Here is a 14,192-nt window from a genome sequence, read left to right as displayed (position 1 = left end):
CGTGGGACATGGCCGCGGCGACGCCATCCTTGCTTTCGTGGGACATGGCTGCGGCGATGCCATCCCTGCTGTTGTGAGACATGGCCGCGGCGACGCCATCCCTGCTTTTGTGGGAGCGGCTATAGCCGCGACGCTCTTTGGTCGCCAGCCCATTTCGCGGCTATAGCCGCTCCCACAAAAGCCGCTCCTGCAACAGCGGGCGCCCAGGCGCCGCCAAAGGCATGATGACGGGATGGATGAGAATCCCCGCACGCCAACGCCAACGCCAACGCCAACGCCGGCCCCGGCCCCGGCCCGGCCGCCTGGCGCGCGCCGCGCGCGCTTCCGCTGGGCGTGGTGGCTGCTGGCCTACGCCGCACTCGGCCTCGGGCTGCTCGGCGTGGTGCTGCCGGGCCTGCCCACGGTGCCCTTCATCCTGCTCTCGGCCTGGGCGGCGGCGCAGGGCTCCGAGCGCCTGCACCGCTGGCTGCTGGCGCACCCGCGATTCGGGCCGATGATCCGGGACTGGCAGGAGTACGGCGCTGTCGCCCGGCGCTCGAAATGGATGGCCACGGGTGCCATGGCGGCCTCGGCCGCGATCCTGCTGGTCCTGGCGTGGCTGACCGGCTACGCGCGCTGGTGGGCGATCGCGCTGCCGATCGCCTGCATGGCCGCGGTTGGTGCGTGGCTGTGGATGCGGCCGGAACCACCGCCGCGCTAGACTGCGGCCATGAACATCCGCGCCCTGCTGCCCCTCGCCCTGCTGTCGTCCGTGCTCGTGCTGTCCGCCTGCGGCAACAAGGGTCCGCTGCTGCCGCCACCGGCGCCGGAAGACGAGGATTGGCCGGCTGAACCCGCTGCCGAAGCCGACGCTGACGCCGATGAAAGCATCGACGGCGTGCCGGTGGATGACGATGCGGATGCCGACCTCGACGCGGACGCAGATGTCGATCCCGATCCCGATCCCGAGGTCGAGGCCGGCGTCGATGGTGAGGGCGACGACCCGGCCGCCGGGACTTCCGGCGACGATGGTGATGGCGGCGCCTGATCCCGTGGTGGCCGCGGCCGCACCGGCCGCGCTGCGCTTCAGCAAGATGCACGGCGCCGGCAACGACTTCGTGATCCTCGACCTGCGTGGCGGCCGGCCACCGCCGGATCCCACGCTGTGCCGGCTGCTCGCCGACCGCCACCGCGGCGTCGGCTGCGACCAGATACTCACCATCGCCGATCCGCGCAGCACGGGTGCGGTGGCGTCCTACGCCATCTGGAACGCCGATGGCTCACCCTCGCAGCAGTGCGGCAACGGCGCACGCTGCGTAGCTGCCTGGCTGGTGCGCGACGGCGCTGCAGCGGGCGACTTCATCCTCGACAGCCCGGTCGCCAGCCATCGCGTGCGCGCCCTGGACGGCGGCGGGTTTGAAATCGCGATGGGCACGCCGGAGTTCGCGCCGCAGGCGATTCCTTTGGCCGGTTTCGACACTGAGGTGGATGCGTACACGATCGAAATCGAAGGCCGTGCGCTGCGCGTCGGCGCGGTCTCGATGGGCAACCCGCACGCCGTGCTCGAGGTCGACGACGTCGAGGCCGCGCCGGTGGCGGAGCTGGGCCGCGCGCTGCAGCGGCACGCGGCGTTCCCGGAGTCCTGCAACGTCGGCTTTGCCGAGGTCATCGCCCGCGACCGCATCCGCCTGCGCGTGTTCGAGCGCGGCGTCGGCGAGACGCTGGCCTGCGGCAGCGGCGCCTGTGCCGCGGTGGCGGTGCTGGCGCGCCGCGGCCGCGTGGACGCGGCGGCCGGCGTGGATGTCGCGCTGCCCGGCGGCACGCTTCGCATTTACCATGGTGCCGACGGCGGCCTGCGCATGGCCGGACCGGCGGCATTTGTCTACGAAGGGGTATTCAACGCATGAACGACACCGTCGAGAAGCTCGGCGCCCACGAAGTCGCGGCCTGGCTGCGCCGGCATCCGAAGTTCCTGCAGCAGTTCCCGGACCTGGCGATCAGCATGGTGGTCCCGCGCGAGGACGGGCCGGCGGCGTCGCTGGCCAGCTACCAGCTGGAGGTGCTGCGCGACAAGAACCGCGAGCTCTCGCGCCGCCTGCAGGACCTGTACGCGGTGTCGCAGGAGAACGAGCGCCTGGCCGTGCGCACCCACCAGCTGACCCTGGCGTTGATGCGCCCCGGCAGCGCCGCCGGCGTGGTGCGCGCCATGGTCGCGACGCTCGCCGAGGACTTCAGCGGCGACCTGGTGCGCGTGGTGCTGTTCGAGCCGCTTCCCGGCCTGCACGACGAGGAGTGGCTGCAGGTGATTCCCCGCGACGACCGCAGCCTGCAGCCCTTCGCCGACTGCATCCGCGATGGCGAACCGCTGTGCGGCCGGCTGCATCCGGACAAGCAGGCGCTGCTGTACGCCGCGCGCGTCGACGAGGTCGCCTCCACCGCATTGCTGCCGATCGAGGGCGTGGGCCTGGTCGCGGTCGGCAGCCGGGATCCCAACCGGTTCTATCCGGGGATGGGGACGCTGTTCCTGCGGATGATGGGCGAGGCCTTCGCGGCGGCGCTGCTGCGCCAGCGCGATTAGTCTCGCGAAGCCGCGAAGACGCCAAGGGAGGAAGAGGCATGGCCGGGGCGGGTGGGGAGAGTGCGGTGGCTTTCGGATCGCATCCGGCGGTCGCCGATTACCTGGACCATCTCGAAGTCGAGCGCCGGATGTCGCCGCATACGCTCGATGCCTACCGGCGCGACCTGGGCGCGCTGGCCGGCTGGGCCGCGGCTTCGGGTCACGACGAGCTGCTGGCGCTCGACACCGCCGCGATGCGCGCCTTCGTCGCCGCCGAGCACCGCCGCGGCTTGGCGCCGAAGAGCCTGCAGCGGCGGCTGTCGGGCTGTCGGAGCTTCTACCAGTGGCTGCTGAAGCACGGCCTTGTCGCTGCAAATCCGGCCACCGGCGTGCGGGCTCCGCGTGCGCCGCGCAAGCTGCCGCAGGTGCTCGATGTCGATGAGGCCATGGCCCTGGTGGAGGTGCCCACCGATGCGCCGCTGGGCCTGCGCGACCGCGCGCTGCTCGAACTGTTCTATTCCTCCGGCCTGCGCCTGTCCGAACTGCGCCTGCTGCGCTGGCGTGACATCGATCTAGACCAGGGCCTGGTGACCGTGCTCGGCAAGGGCAGCCGGCAGCGCACCGTGCCGGTGGGCTCGCATGCCTGCAGGGCGTTGGCCGAATGGCGTGCAGAGAGCGCCGCGGGCGCGCGCCCGGCCTCCGACGCGCCGGTATTTCCGGGCCGCGGCGGCGCGCCCATCGGCGCGCGCGCCGTGCAGCTGAGGCTGCGGCTGCTTGCGCAGCGCCAGGGCCTGTTCAAGCGCGTGCATCCCCACCTGCTGCGGCACTCCTTTGCCAGCCATATGCTGGAGTCTTCCGGCGACCTGCGCGGCGTGCAGGAGCTGCTGGGCCACGCCGACATCGCCACCACGCAGATCTATACGCACCTGGACTTCCAGCACCTGGCGAAGGTGTACGACGACGCGCATCCGCGGGCGAAGCGGCGAAAGTAGGTTCCGCGGGGAGGTTTCGGTTGGACGCTCCGCACGTCGCCCAATCTGCCCGGGCGCCTTCCCCCGCAAGCGGGGGAAGAGGGTCGCTTGAAGGGAGCAGGGGATGGCCCCACGTCTGGGATTCAGCCTACGGAGGCCGCATGGACCCCAGCCAGAATCCCAACGTGTTCCACGCCACCACCATCGTTTCGGTGCGCCGCGAGGGCCGCGTCGCCATCGCCGGCGACGGCCAGGTGACCCTTGGCCATACGGTGATGAAGTCCAACGCGCGCAAGGTGCGCCGCCTCGGCCGTGACGGCCAGATCCTCGCAGGCTTCGCCGGCGCCGCCGCCGACGCCTTCACCCTGTTCGAACTGTTTGAATCCAAGCTCGAGAAGCACGGCCAACTCACGCGGGCCGCGGTCGAGCTTGCCAAGGACTGGCGCACCGAGCGCCGCTTCGGGAAGCTCGAGGCGCTGCTAGCGGTCGCCGACAAGGACACCTCGCTGATCATCAGCGGCACGGGTGACGTGATCGAGCCCGAGGACGGCCTGGTCGCGATCGGCTCCGGCGGTCCCTACGCCCTGTCCGCGGCGCGCGCGCTGATGGCGCACACCACGATGGACGCGCGCGCGATCGCCACCGAGGCGCTGCATATCGCCGGCGACATCTGCATCTACACCAACCGCAACGTCGTGGTCGAGGAACTCTGAGCATGGCCATGAAGATCGATACCTCCCACGCGTCCATGACCCCGCGCGAAATCGTGCAGGAGCTCGACCGCCACATCGTCGGCCAGCAGGAGGCCAAGCGCGCGGTCGCGATCGCGCTGCGCAACCGCTGGCGCCGCGCCCAGCTTGGCGACGAGCTGCGCAACGAGGTCATGCCCAAGAACATCCTGATGATCGGCCCGACCGGCGTCGGCAAGACCGAGATCGCGCGCCGACTGGCGACGCTGGCCAACGCGCCCTTCGTGAAGGTGGAGGCCACGCGCTTCACCGAGGTCGGCTACGTCGGCAAGGACGTCGAGCAGATCATCCGCGACCTCGCCGACACCGCGGTCAAGCTCTACCGCGAGCAGGCCAAGCAGAAGATGCGCACCCAGGCCGAGGAGCGCGCCGAGGACCGGATTCTCGATGCGTTGCTGCCGAAGCGTGAGCAGTCGCAGTCGACAGGTTTCGGCTTCGGCGCCGGCGCCCAGGGCAGCACCACCGTCGACATCGGCGCCGAGCCCTCGTCGCAGGAATCCGAGACCCGGCAGAAGCTGCGCCGCCAGCTGCGCGCCGGCGAGCTCGACAAGCGCGAGATCGAACTCGACCTCGCCGCCGGCGGCGGCGTCGACATCATGACCCCGCCGGGCATGGAAGAGATGGGCCAGCAGCTGCGGCAGATGTTCGCCAATCTCGGCAGCGGCAAGACCAACAAGCGCAGCATGGCGATCCACGCCGCGCGCCCGCTGCTGGTGGAGGAAGAGGCCGGCAAGCTGGTCAACGAGGACGAAGTGCGTGCGGCCGCGATCGAGGCCTGCGAGCAGCACGGCATCGTCTTCATCGACGAAATCGACAAGGTCGCCAAGCGCAGCGAGGGCATGGGCGCCGACGTCAGCCGCGAGGGCGTGCAGCGCGACCTGCTGCCACTGGTCGAAGGCTCGACGGTCAGCACCAAGTACGGCCCGGTGAAGACCGACCACATCCTGTTCATCGCCTCGGGCGCGTTCCACCTGGCCAAGCCCAGCGACCTGATCCCGGAGATGCAGGGCCGCTTCCCGATCCGCGTGGAACTCTCGGCGCTGCTGAAGGACGATTTCGTGCGCATCCTCACCGAGCCCAAGGCGGCGCTGACCAGGCAGTACGTCGAGCTGATGAAGACCGAAGGCCTGGAGCTCGCGTTCACCGATGACGCGATCGACCGCCTGGCCGAGATCGCCGCGGACGTCAACGAGCGCCAGGAGAACATCGGCGCCCGCCGCCTGCACACCGTGCTGGAGCGGCTGCTCGACAGCCTGAGCTTCGAAGCGCCCGACCGCGGCGGGGCCGTCAACATCGACCGTGCCTATGTCGATGCGCAGCTGGGCGAGCTGGTGCAGGACCAGGACCTGAGCCGCTACATCCTGTAGTAGGGCCCGCGGAATGCCTCCCGTTCCCCGCGATCGTGGGGACGGGTGGCCTCCGGGCATTCAGCAAGCGGCGCGTATCCGGGCATGCCCAGCTGGCAGACTGGCCCCCCGGACCGCTCCGCGAGGCCCACCATGCACCGTTCCCCTTCAATCGCCGCCGCCGCGCTCGCGCTGCTGCTGGCCGCCGCGCCCGCCGCCGCCGCCGACGTGTCCTGCCGCCTGGACTTCGACATGTCCGGCTGGTCCGTGTTCTACAAGACCGGCTCCGGCACCGGCCGCGTCAGCTGCGACAACGGCCAGTCGCGCGCAGTGACCATCGAAGCCCGCGGCGGTGGCCTGACCGTCGGCAAGTCCGAGATTCGCGGCGGCCGCGGCCAGTTCTCGGGCGTCGGCTCGATCAGCGAGGTGCTCGGCACCTACGTCGCGGGCGAGGCCCACGCCGGGGTGGTGAAGTCCAGCAAGGCGCAGGCGATGACCAAGGGCGAAGTGTCGCTGGCCCTGGCGGGCACCGGCGAGGGCTTCGACCTGGGCGTGGCGTTCGGGGCGTTCACGATCGAGGCGCGCTGAGAAAGCCGCGGCGCGGCCTCACTCCTCCCCGATATCCTCGTTCCACAACCCCGGATTCGCCTCGATCCACTCGCCCATCATCGCGACGCAGCGCTGGTCATCCAGCACCACCACCTTGGTGCCGCTCTCCCGCAGCCATTCAACCCCGCCGGCGAAGTTCACCGCCTCGCCCACCACCACCGTGCCGATGTTGAACTGCCGCACCAGCCCGCTGCAGTACCAGCAGGGCGCCAGCGTGGTGACCATGATCGTGTCGCGGTAGCTGCGCTGGCGGCCGGCCTTGCGGAAGGCGTCGGTCTCGCCGTGGATGGAGGGGTCGTCTTCCTGCACGCGCCGGTTGTGGCCGCAGCCCAGCAGGCGGCCGTCGCCGTGGTAGAGGGCGGCGCCGATCGGGATCCCGCCCTCGGCCAGGCCCTGGCGGGCTTCGGCGATGGCGGTGTCGAGCAGGGCGCGGTAGTCGGGGGTGGCGATCATGTCGGGCTCCAGGCGGGCGGGGAGGGCCGGCATCGTGCCACGCCGCGGGGCGTGCGGTCCGCGACGCGCACGCGCCGGCGCCGGCACGGTGCGATAATCGCCCCATGACCGACCGCGACCCCCGCCCCGACACCACCCACTTCGGCTTCCGCGATGTGCCGGTGGCCGAAAAGCAGAAGCTCGTCGGCGAGGTGTTCTCGTCGGTGGCCGGCAGCTACGACCTGATGAACGACCTGATGTCGTTCGGCATCCACCGGCTGTGGAAGCGCTATTTCACCGCGACCGCGCAGGTGTCGCGCGGCGACCGCGTGCTCGACCTCGCCGGCGGCACCGGCGACGTCGCCGCCCTGCTGCGCCCGCGCGTGGGCGAGACCGGGGAGCTGGTGCTCGGCGACATCAACGGCAACATGCTGCGCGTGGGCCGCGACCGCATGGTCGACCGCGGCCACGTGCGCGGCTTCAGCTACGTGCAGTGCAACGCGCAGTCGCTGCCGTTCCCGGACGCGAGCTTCGACCTGGTCACGATCGCCTTCGGGCTGCGCAACGTGACCGACAAGGACGCCGGCCTGCGCGAGATGCTGCGCGTGCTGAAAGTAGGCGGGCAGGCGCGCGTGCTGGAGTTCTCCGAGGTGCCGGACTGGTTCAAGCCCGCGTACGACTTCCACTCCTTCAAGGTGCTGCCGCGCCTGGGCCGGCTGTTCGCCAGCGACGCCGACAGCTACCAGTACCTGGCCGAGTCGATCCGCAAGCATCCGCCGCAGGAAGAGCTCAAGTCGATGATGGAGGCCGCGGGCTTCGCGCGCTGCCGCTACCGCAACCTGTCGGGCGGGATCGTCGCCATCCACGACGGCTACAAGGCCTGAGGCCGGACCCGCGGCCGGACCCGGAAGTGGGCCGTCGCGTACCTGGCGGCGCGCTGCGGGCACCCGGAGTGGCCACCGGCTAGAATCGGGGGCTGTTCCAATCACCGGACCCCCGTCCATGACCCTGAGCCGCACCCTTCGCCTCGCCGCCATCGCGGCGCTGGTCCTGTTCGCCCTTGTTGCCTGCAAGCGCGAGCCGACCCCCACCGATGCGCCGCCGGCACCCAAGCCGCAGGCCGCCACCAGCGGCGACGACTACGACGAGCACTCCTACGCCGAGCCGGACAAGGTCGCCATCGACGACCTGGCGCTCGACCTCGCGCTTGATTTCGACGCCCGCACCATCAGCGGCACCGCCACCTACACCCTCGACTGGCGCGATGACGCGGCCACCGAGCTCGTGCTCGACACCCGCGACCTCAAGATCGAACGCGTGGAAGGCGAGGGCGAGGGCGGCGCCTGGCAGCCGCTGGAATACGCGCTGGCCGGTCGTGACGACCTTCTGGGCAGCAAGCTCACCATCCAGGCGCCCGGGCGCAACGCGCACATCCGCGTGGCCTACAGCACGGTGCCCGAGGCCTCGGGCCTGCAGTGGCTCAATGCCGCGATGACCCAGGGCAAGGCCACGCCCTTCATGTTCAGCCAGTCGCAGGCGATCCACGCGCGCTCGTGGGTGCCGCTGCAGGACACGCCGCGCGTGCGCTACACCTACAGTGCGCATGTGACCTCGCCAGCCGACGTGATGGTGCTGATGAGCGCCGACAACGATCCGGCGGCCCCGCGCGACGGCGACTACAGCTTCAGCATGCCGCAGCGCATTCCCTCGTACCTGATGGCGATCGCCGCCGGCGACCTGGTGTTCAAGCCGATCTCGGCGCGCTCCGGCGTCTGGGCCGAGCCGGCCGCGGTCGACCGCGCGGTGGCCGAGTTCGAAGACACCGAGAAGATGATCGCCACCGCCGAGTCGCTCTACGGCCCCTACCGCTGGGAGCGCTACGACATCCTGGTGCTGCCGCCGTCGTTCCCCTACGGCGGCATGGAGAACCCGCGCCTGACCTTTGCCACGCCCACCGTGATCGTCGGCGACAAGTCGCTGGTGTCGCTGATCGCGCACGAGCTGGCGCACAGCTGGTCGGGCAACCTGGTGACCAACTCCAGCGCCAAGGACGGCTGGCTCAACGAGGGCTTCACCAGCTACGTCGAGAACCGCATCATCGAGGCGCTGTTCGGCAAGGAACGCGCCGACATGGAGTACGTGATCTCGCGCAACGGCCTGAAGGCCGAGATCGCCGACATGAGCCCCGAAGAGCAGGCGCTGGCGGTGCGCCCGGGCGTGGTCAAGGATCCGGACGACTCGCTCAGCGCGGTGTCCTACGACAAGGGCGCGTGGTTCCTGCAGTTCCTGGAGGAACGCTTCGGCCGCGCCGAGTTCGACGCCTTCCTGCGCGGCTATTTCGATCACTTCGCGTTCCAGTCGATCCCGACGTCGCGCTTCGTCGAGTACGCCAACGAGCACCTGCTGGGCAAGTACCCGGGCAAGGTCAGCCGCGAAGAGTTCGATGCCTGGCTGTACGAGCCGGGGATCCCGGTCACCGCGCCGCAGGTGCTGTCGCGCAACTTCGGCGTGGTCGACAGCGCGCGCCTGGGCTGGCTGGGCAGCGGCACGGTGCCGCCCGCGGTGATCACCGACGCGTGGAGCACGCAGGAATGGGTGCATTTCCTCGAAGGCATGCCGGAGACGCTCTCGACCGAGCAGCTGTCGCAGCTCGACACCGCCTATACCTTCACCGGCACGCCCAACGGCGAGATCGCACAGCGCTGGTACCCGCTGGCGGTGCGCAGCGGCTACGTGCAGGCCTATCCGGCGATCGCCGACTTCCTGCGCACCATCGGCCGCCGCAAGCTGATCATGCCGACCTACCAGGCATTGGTCGCAACCGAGGCCGGCCTGGCGTTCGCCAAGGAACAGCTGGCCGCCGCGCGCCCCGGCTACCACCCGATCACCACGGGTTCGGTGGAACGTGTGATTGCCGAAGCGAAGCCGGCGCCAGGCAGCGGCACGCCCGTGGCGCCCGCGGCGGTGGAGCCGGTCGAGCCCGCGCCGCAGCCGCCGGCCGAGGACGCGCCGGCGATGCCGGCCGCGGACGGCGACCCCACGCGCCCGGCACCCACTGGCGGCTGACCGGAGCCCAGGCACTGGCCACCATCTGCCCAGGTTCCTGTCCGGTGCCGCCGTTCAACGTTCAACCGCCAGACGAGGGTTCCACATGAGCACGTTCCGTCCCGCCAGCGCACGACGTCCCGCCATGGTCGCGGTGGTCCTCTCCGCCGCACTCCTGGCGCTGGCCGCCTGCCAGGACCCGGCCGCGCAGGCCGAAACCCTGGCCGCCTCGCAGGCGCAGGCCAACGAGGCCGCGGCGGAACAGGCCGCAGCCGACTTCGACACCGCCTACGCCGCGGAAAACTGGGTGCTGGCCGGCGCCCAGGGCGACGTGCTGCTGGCGCGCTACCCGGACACGGCCGCGGCCGAACGCATCCGCCCGCTGCACGAAGAGGCGCGGGCCAAGGGCAACCAGGTCCGCGAGGAGGCCCGGCTTGAAGCGCTCTGGGCCTACAACACCGAACCGGTGAAGGGCGGCAACCAGCTCTCCGCCGCGATCTTTTCGCGCGAAGGCGTGGACAGCGACGGCAGCGGCGCCAAGCCCGTGCGCCTGATCTTCCGCGACCACCCGGACTGGGGCCGCAGCAGCTACCTGGTGATGCAGGCCGGTGACTTCGACTGCTACGGCGCCTGCCGGGTCACGGTCACCGTGGACGATGCGGCGCCGAAGAAGATGGCGGCCAACCGGCCCGATACCGACGAGGCCATCGCCATGTTCATCGATGATGAGAAAGCGCTGTGGATGATGATCGACGCCGCCGGGCGGCTGAGCGTGGAGTACCCGGTCAAGGCCGGCGGTACGCGCACGGCGGTGTTCGAGGTGGGCGGGCTGGACCGCGGCAAGCTGCCGGCCTGGAACTGACGCCACGGCCGCACGTGGCGGCCTTCAGTCGAACCAGAGCAAGGGCAGATCGACGTTGAGCGAGATGTTGCGGAAGTCGCCGGTCGCGCGGCCGACGGCCTCGACGTCATGGCAGCCCTCGGGCAGCGCCCGCTTGCCGGCCGCCAGGTAGCTTGCGCCGATGGTGCGGGTGCTGACCGAGTGCGGCAGCGGCCCCAGCGTCTGTTCGCTGGCCGCGCCGACGTCCTTGCCGTTGATGCGCAGACGCAGCGACACGGTGCCGCCGGGGTCGTTTTCGTCGCCCTGGATGCGGGTCTTGGCGGAGAACATCACCACGCCGTTGTGCCCCTGCGGAATGCAGGCACGGCCCTTTCCGACGACCACGTCGCCGCCCAGCGGCGGGCACTTTTCCGGCCGGAACCCGTTGGTGCCGATGCAGGTGTAGGCGTAGCGGCGATGGTGGCCGTTCGCCTGGTAATCGTGTTTCGGCGTCAGGCCGCGGCCGACCACGCGCATGCCGCCGGCCAGCGTCACCAGGCGTGCGCCACGGCCCACGCGATAGCGGGCGGCGTTGGTGCTGGCCATCATCGGCCGGTAATAGGGCGATTCGGTAGCGACCAGCTGCACTTCGCTGTTGGCCGGCGGATCCGGGTACAGCGCCTGGACGAACATCGGCGCCTGCACCTCGGCGCCGAGCGCGAACAGGTCGTTGATGGACCAGGTGGCCGAGTCCAGCGGCGATTCGCGGCCGTTCAAGAACAGCCCCCACATCGCATCGCCTGGAGACTGCGAGACGTAGCTGTGCCCCGACGCCATCGCAACGACCGGCCCGGACGAGTTGCCTGCCGCCGCGCTGAGCAGGGTGCTGCGGCCGCGTTCCGGGATCGGCGTGCCCTCGGGCGTATCGCGCGTATCGAAGTCCAGCCAGGGCGACGCGTTTTCCATTCGCATCTCGACCACACGGGCCGCTGGTTCGACAAGGATCGACAGATTGGCCCCGGCCTTGACCACGGCCTTGCCGCCTGCCGCGCGGGCGTGCAGCCCGACGCGCACCGGGCCGGGACCGGCACGCACTGCGCCGATCGCGTTGAAGGCATGCTGGTTCGGCGCGCGCGAACCGCGCCAGTCGATGATGCTGTCGTTGGATACCGGCCTGCCGTCAACGGTGATAAAGGCGTTGGCCTGTGCCGCGTCAAGCGGCGCATGGACACCGTCGGACTGCAGGTAGATCCACGCGGCGCGGGGCATGTCGAGCGTGGCTTCGAGCAGCAGCGTGGGGCCGCCGTCCAGGGTGCGGTCGGCCTCGAGCTGCAGGTAGCGCGACCCAGGGGCCGCGGCCTGCGCCGGCTGCCATGTGGTCGCCGCCAGCGCGGCCACCGCCAGCACGGCCGCCGCGACCAGCCGCTTGGTCAAAGCGCGTAGCCGAACTGCTGCCTGAACTGCGCCGCGAACTCGTCGTAGTCGAAGCGCTGGTTCTGCGTGCCGGGGTGCTCGACCTTCAGCGCCCCCATCAGGTTGCCGATGCGGCCGATGGTTTCCCAGTCGTAGCCTTTCTCGATGCCGAACAGCAGGCCGGCGCGGAACGCGTCGCCGCAGCCGGTCGGGTCGGTGATGCGGGTCTCGTGCGCAGGCGGCACGTCATGGGTCTTGCCGTCGGCGTAGATCACCACGCCCCGGGGGCCGCGCGTGGTGATGTAGGCCTTGACCTTGCCGGCGATGGTCGCCTCGTCCCAGCCGGTGCGTTCCTGCAGCAGGTTCGACTCGTAGTCGTTGACGGTGACGTAGTCGGCCTGCTCGATGAAGGCGCGCAGCTCATCGCCGTTGAACAGCGGCATCGCCTGGCCCGGATCGAAGATGAAGGGAATGCCGGCCTCGGCGAATTCCTTCGAGTTCTGGATCATGCCCTCGTAGCCGTCCGGGCTGACGATGCCGATGGTCACGCCGGGTACGTCACGGACATGGTTCTCGTACGAGCGCATCATCGCGCCGGGGTGGAAGGCGGTGATCTGGTTGTTGTCGAGGTCGGTGGTGATGAACGCCTGCGGCGTGAACAGCTCCGGGATTTCCCTGACGTGGCCGAGCGGGATCCCGAGCTCGGCGAAGTACTCGCGATAGGGTCCAAAGTCCTGGCCGACGGTCGCCATCGGGATCGGGTCGCCACCCAGCAGCTTGAGGTTGTAGGCGATGTTGCCGGCGCAGCCGCCGAACTCGCGGCGCATCCGCGGCACCAGGAACGAGACGTTCAGGATGTGCACCTTGTCCGGCAGGATGTGGTTCTTGAACTGGTCGGGGAACACCATGATGGTGTCGTAGGCCAGGGAACCGCAGATCAGTGCAGGCATCGGGGAAATGCTCCGGGGGGCTGTTGCCGGCCCTGCGGGACGGCGTTTTTCGGGGATATCGCGCAATGCCGCGGACCGGCGGCGACGTCGGCGCGACCCCTTCGGGGCCAGGCCGCCGCACAGGTTAGCCCCGCCGTCCCGCCGGGCCAAGCCGCACGGCGTCGGCCGGGGCGTTTTTCCTTGCCGGGGCAGGGGGTGGTTGCTACGCTTGATGATCCGGTTTTCTCCGGGAATTCCCCCGTTCCCGCCCCCTCCTGACGGACGCGCGCCCCCGATGTTCAAGAAGTTCCGCGGCATGTTCTCCAATGACCTGTCCATCGACCTGGGCACGGCCAACACCCTCATTTTCGTCCGCGGCCAGGGCATCGTGCTCAACGAGCCGTCGGTGGTGGCCATCCGCCAGGACCGCAACGGCGGCCCGAGGGCGGTGGCCGCGGTCGGCAGCGAGGCCAAGCAGATGCTCGGCCGCACGCCAGGCCACCTCACCACCCATCGGCCGATGAAGGACGGCGTGATCGCCGACTTCACCTATACCGAGGAAATGCTCAAGTACTTCATCCGCAAGGTGCACAAGGGCCGCTTCCTGCGGCCCAGCCCGCGGGTGCTGATCTGCGTCCCGGCCGGGTCCACCCAGGTCGAGAAGCGCGCCATCAAGGATTCGGCGATGGAGGCCGGTGCCCGCGACGTCTCGCTGATCGAAGAGCCGATGGCCGCCGCGATCGGCGCCGGGATGCCGGTGACCGAGGCGCGCGGCTCGATGGTGGTCGACATCGGCGGCGGCACCACGGAAGTCGCGGTGATCGCGCTCAACGGCATCGTCTATTCGCAGTCCGCGCGCATCGGCGGCGACCGCTTCGACGAGTCGATCATCAACTACGTGCGCCGCAACCACGGCATGCTGATCGGCGAGGCCACGGCCGAGCGGGTCAAGATCGAACTCGGCTGCGCATACCCGCAGGAGAAAAACCTGGAGACCGAGATTTCCGGCCGTCACCTGGCCGAAGGCGTGCCGAAGATGGTCAAGATCAGCTCCAGCGAAGTGCTCGACGCGCTGCGCGAGCCGCTGATGGGCATCGTGGCCGCGGTGCGCCAGGCCCTGGAGCAGACGCCGCCGGAACTCAGCGCCGACGTCGCCGAGCGCGGCATCGTGCTCACCGGTGGCGGCGCCCTGCTGCGCGACATCGACCGCCTGCTGAGCGAGGAGACCGGCCTGCACGTCCAGGTGGCCGAGGATCCGTTGACCTGCGTGGCCCGCGGCGGTGGCCGTGCGCTGGAGCTCCTGGACATGCATGGCAACGAGTTCTTCGCGTCGGAGTGACCT

15 protein-coding genes are annotated in these 14,192 nt (G+C 70.1%); 12 read left to right on the top strand and 3 right to left on the bottom strand.

Going from position 1 to position 14,192, the window contains the following annotated elements:
* The first annotated feature begins 232 nt into the window (after window positions 1-232).
* The 8 genes from WCD84_RS00420 to WCD84_RS00385 all read left to right on the top strand — a co-directional run bounded on the left by WCD84_RS00420 (window position 233) and on the right by WCD84_RS00385 (window position 6,190).
* Window positions 233-700 carry a YbaN family protein gene (locus WCD84_RS00420; RefSeq protein WP_343280033.1) on the top strand — a complete coding sequence of 156 codons (468 nt, stop codon included), beginning with the start codon at window positions 233-235 and terminating at the stop codon, window positions 698-700.
* Between the two features lie 9 nt (window positions 701-709).
* Entirely contained in the window at window positions 710-1,027 is a 318-nt protein-coding gene (gene lptM / locus WCD84_RS00415; RefSeq protein ID WP_343255108.1) for an LPS translocon maturation chaperone LptM, read from the top strand.
* Window positions 1,028-1,031: 4 nt separating this feature from the next.
* Window positions 1,032-1,886, top strand: coding sequence for a diaminopimelate epimerase (gene dapF / locus WCD84_RS00410; protein WP_449280036.1), 855 nt, complete (start codon window positions 1,032-1,034; stop codon window positions 1,884-1,886).
* The gene (locus tag WCD84_RS00405) at window positions 1,883-2,557 is read left to right on the top strand and encodes a DUF484 family protein (protein ID WP_343255110.1); all 675 of its coding nucleotides are present in this window, start codon (window positions 1,883-1,885) and stop codon (window positions 2,555-2,557) included. The genes dapF and WCD84_RS00405 overlap by 4 nt, the downstream gene beginning before the upstream one ends.
* 38 nt (window positions 2,558-2,595) lie before the next feature.
* Window positions 2,596-3,528, top strand: a complete 933-nt coding sequence (xerC, locus tag WCD84_RS00400) for a tyrosine recombinase XerC (RefSeq protein WP_449280033.1) — start codon at window positions 2,596-2,598, stop codon at window positions 3,526-3,528.
* A 140-nt stretch (window positions 3,529-3,668) separates the two neighbouring features.
* Window positions 3,669-4,220 (top strand): ATP-dependent protease subunit HslV, encoded by a 552-nt coding sequence (gene hslV / locus WCD84_RS00395; protein ID WP_343255112.1) that lies wholly within the window; start codon window positions 3,669-3,671, stop codon window positions 4,218-4,220.
* Between the two features lie 8 nt (window positions 4,221-4,228).
* Complete coding sequence (hslU, locus tag WCD84_RS00390) at window positions 4,229-5,623, top strand: ATP-dependent protease ATPase subunit HslU (protein ID WP_449280035.1); 1,395 nt, start codon at window positions 4,229-4,231, stop codon at window positions 5,621-5,623.
* 132 nt (window positions 5,624-5,755) lie between these two features.
* Complete coding sequence (locus tag WCD84_RS00385; RefSeq protein WP_343255114.1) at window positions 5,756-6,190, top strand: hypothetical protein; 435 nt, start codon at window positions 5,756-5,758, stop codon at window positions 6,188-6,190.
* Between the two features lie 18 nt (window positions 6,191-6,208).
* Here WCD84_RS00385 and WCD84_RS00380 read toward each other — a convergent pair whose 3' ends face one another.
* Window positions 6,209-6,664 (bottom strand): nucleoside deaminase, encoded by a 456-nt coding sequence (locus tag WCD84_RS00380; protein WP_343255115.1) that lies wholly within the window; start codon window positions 6,662-6,664, stop codon window positions 6,209-6,211.
* A gap of 104 nt (window positions 6,665-6,768) precedes the next feature.
* Here WCD84_RS00380 and ubiE point away from each other — a divergent pair, with 104 nt between their 5' ends.
* The 3 genes from ubiE to WCD84_RS00365 all read left to right on the top strand — a co-directional run bounded on the left by ubiE (window position 6,769) and on the right by WCD84_RS00365 (window position 10,550).
* Complete coding sequence (gene ubiE, locus WCD84_RS00375; RefSeq protein WP_343255116.1) at window positions 6,769-7,527, top strand: bifunctional demethylmenaquinone methyltransferase/2-methoxy-6-polyprenyl-1,4-benzoquinol methylase UbiE; 759 nt, start codon at window positions 6,769-6,771, stop codon at window positions 7,525-7,527.
* 118 nt (window positions 7,528-7,645) lie between these two features.
* On the top strand, window positions 7,646-9,709 hold the full coding sequence (locus WCD84_RS00370) for a leukotriene A4 hydrolase C-terminal domain-containing protein (protein ID WP_343280031.1): 2,064 nt from the start codon (window positions 7,646-7,648) through the stop codon (window positions 9,707-9,709).
* 124 nt (window positions 9,710-9,833) lie between these two features.
* On the top strand, window positions 9,834-10,550 hold the full coding sequence (locus tag WCD84_RS00365) for a hypothetical protein (RefSeq protein ID WP_343280144.1): 717 nt from the start codon (window positions 9,834-9,836) through the stop codon (window positions 10,548-10,550).
* A 24-nt stretch (window positions 10,551-10,574) separates the two neighbouring features.
* Here WCD84_RS00365 and WCD84_RS00360 read toward each other — a convergent pair whose 3' ends face one another.
* Both WCD84_RS00360 and WCD84_RS00355 read right to left on the bottom strand, forming a co-directional pair.
* The gene (locus tag WCD84_RS00360; RefSeq protein WP_343280030.1) at window positions 10,575-11,942 is read right to left on the bottom strand and encodes a hypothetical protein; all 1,368 of its coding nucleotides are present in this window, start codon (window positions 11,940-11,942) and stop codon (window positions 10,575-10,577) included.
* Window positions 11,939-12,871: a carbohydrate kinase family protein gene (locus tag WCD84_RS00355; RefSeq protein ID WP_343255119.1), complete on the bottom strand. Its 933-nt coding sequence runs from the start codon at window positions 12,869-12,871 to the stop codon at window positions 11,939-11,941. The genes WCD84_RS00360 and WCD84_RS00355 overlap by 4 nt, the downstream gene beginning before the upstream one ends.
* Before the next feature lie 274 nt (window positions 12,872-13,145).
* Here WCD84_RS00355 and WCD84_RS00350 point away from each other — a divergent pair, with 274 nt between their 5' ends.
* Window positions 13,146-14,189, top strand: coding sequence for a rod shape-determining protein (locus tag WCD84_RS00350; protein ID WP_343255120.1), 1,044 nt, complete (start codon window positions 13,146-13,148; stop codon window positions 14,187-14,189).
* Window positions 14,190-14,192 lie beyond the last annotated feature (3 nt).

The sequence above is a fragment of the Luteimonas changyuni genome (assembly GCF_039548395.1).
Lineage (GTDB): Bacteria > Pseudomonadota > Gammaproteobacteria > Xanthomonadales > Xanthomonadaceae > Luteimonas.
This window is presented reverse-complemented; position numbering and strand designations above follow the sequence as displayed.

Coding starts and splice junctions, on each gene's coding strand:
- WCD84_RS00355 (WP_343255119.1), bottom strand. CDS start 12,871: ATGCCTGCACTGATCTGCGGTTCCCTGGCCTACGACACCATCATGGTG.
- WCD84_RS00385 (WP_343255114.1), top strand. CDS start 5,756: ATGCACCGTTCCCCTTCAATCGCCGCCGCCGCGCTCGCGCTGCTGCTG.
- WCD84_RS00380 (WP_343255115.1), bottom strand. CDS start 6,664: ATGATCGCCACCCCCGACTACCGCGCCCTGCTCGACACCGCCATCGCC.
- xerC (WP_449280033.1), top strand. CDS start 2,596: ATGGCCGGGGCGGGTGGGGAGAGTGCGGTGGCTTTCGGATCGCATCCG.
- WCD84_RS00370 (WP_343280031.1), top strand. CDS start 7,646: ATGACCCTGAGCCGCACCCTTCGCCTCGCCGCCATCGCGGCGCTGGTC.
- lptM (WP_343255108.1), top strand. CDS start 710: ATGAACATCCGCGCCCTGCTGCCCCTCGCCCTGCTGTCGTCCGTGCTC.
- WCD84_RS00420 (WP_343280033.1), top strand. CDS start 233: ATGGATGAGAATCCCCGCACGCCAACGCCAACGCCAACGCCAACGCCG.
- hslU (WP_449280035.1), top strand. CDS start 4,229: ATGAAGATCGATACCTCCCACGCGTCCATGACCCCGCGCGAAATCGTG.
- hslV (WP_343255112.1), top strand. CDS start 3,669: ATGGACCCCAGCCAGAATCCCAACGTGTTCCACGCCACCACCATCGTT.
- ubiE (WP_343255116.1), top strand. CDS start 6,769: ATGACCGACCGCGACCCCCGCCCCGACACCACCCACTTCGGCTTCCGC.
- WCD84_RS00365 (WP_343280144.1), top strand. CDS start 9,834: ATGGTCGCGGTGGTCCTCTCCGCCGCACTCCTGGCGCTGGCCGCCTGC.
- WCD84_RS00405 (WP_343255110.1), top strand. CDS start 1,883: ATGAACGACACCGTCGAGAAGCTCGGCGCCCACGAAGTCGCGGCCTGG.
- WCD84_RS00350 (WP_343255120.1), top strand. CDS start 13,146: ATGTTCAAGAAGTTCCGCGGCATGTTCTCCAATGACCTGTCCATCGAC.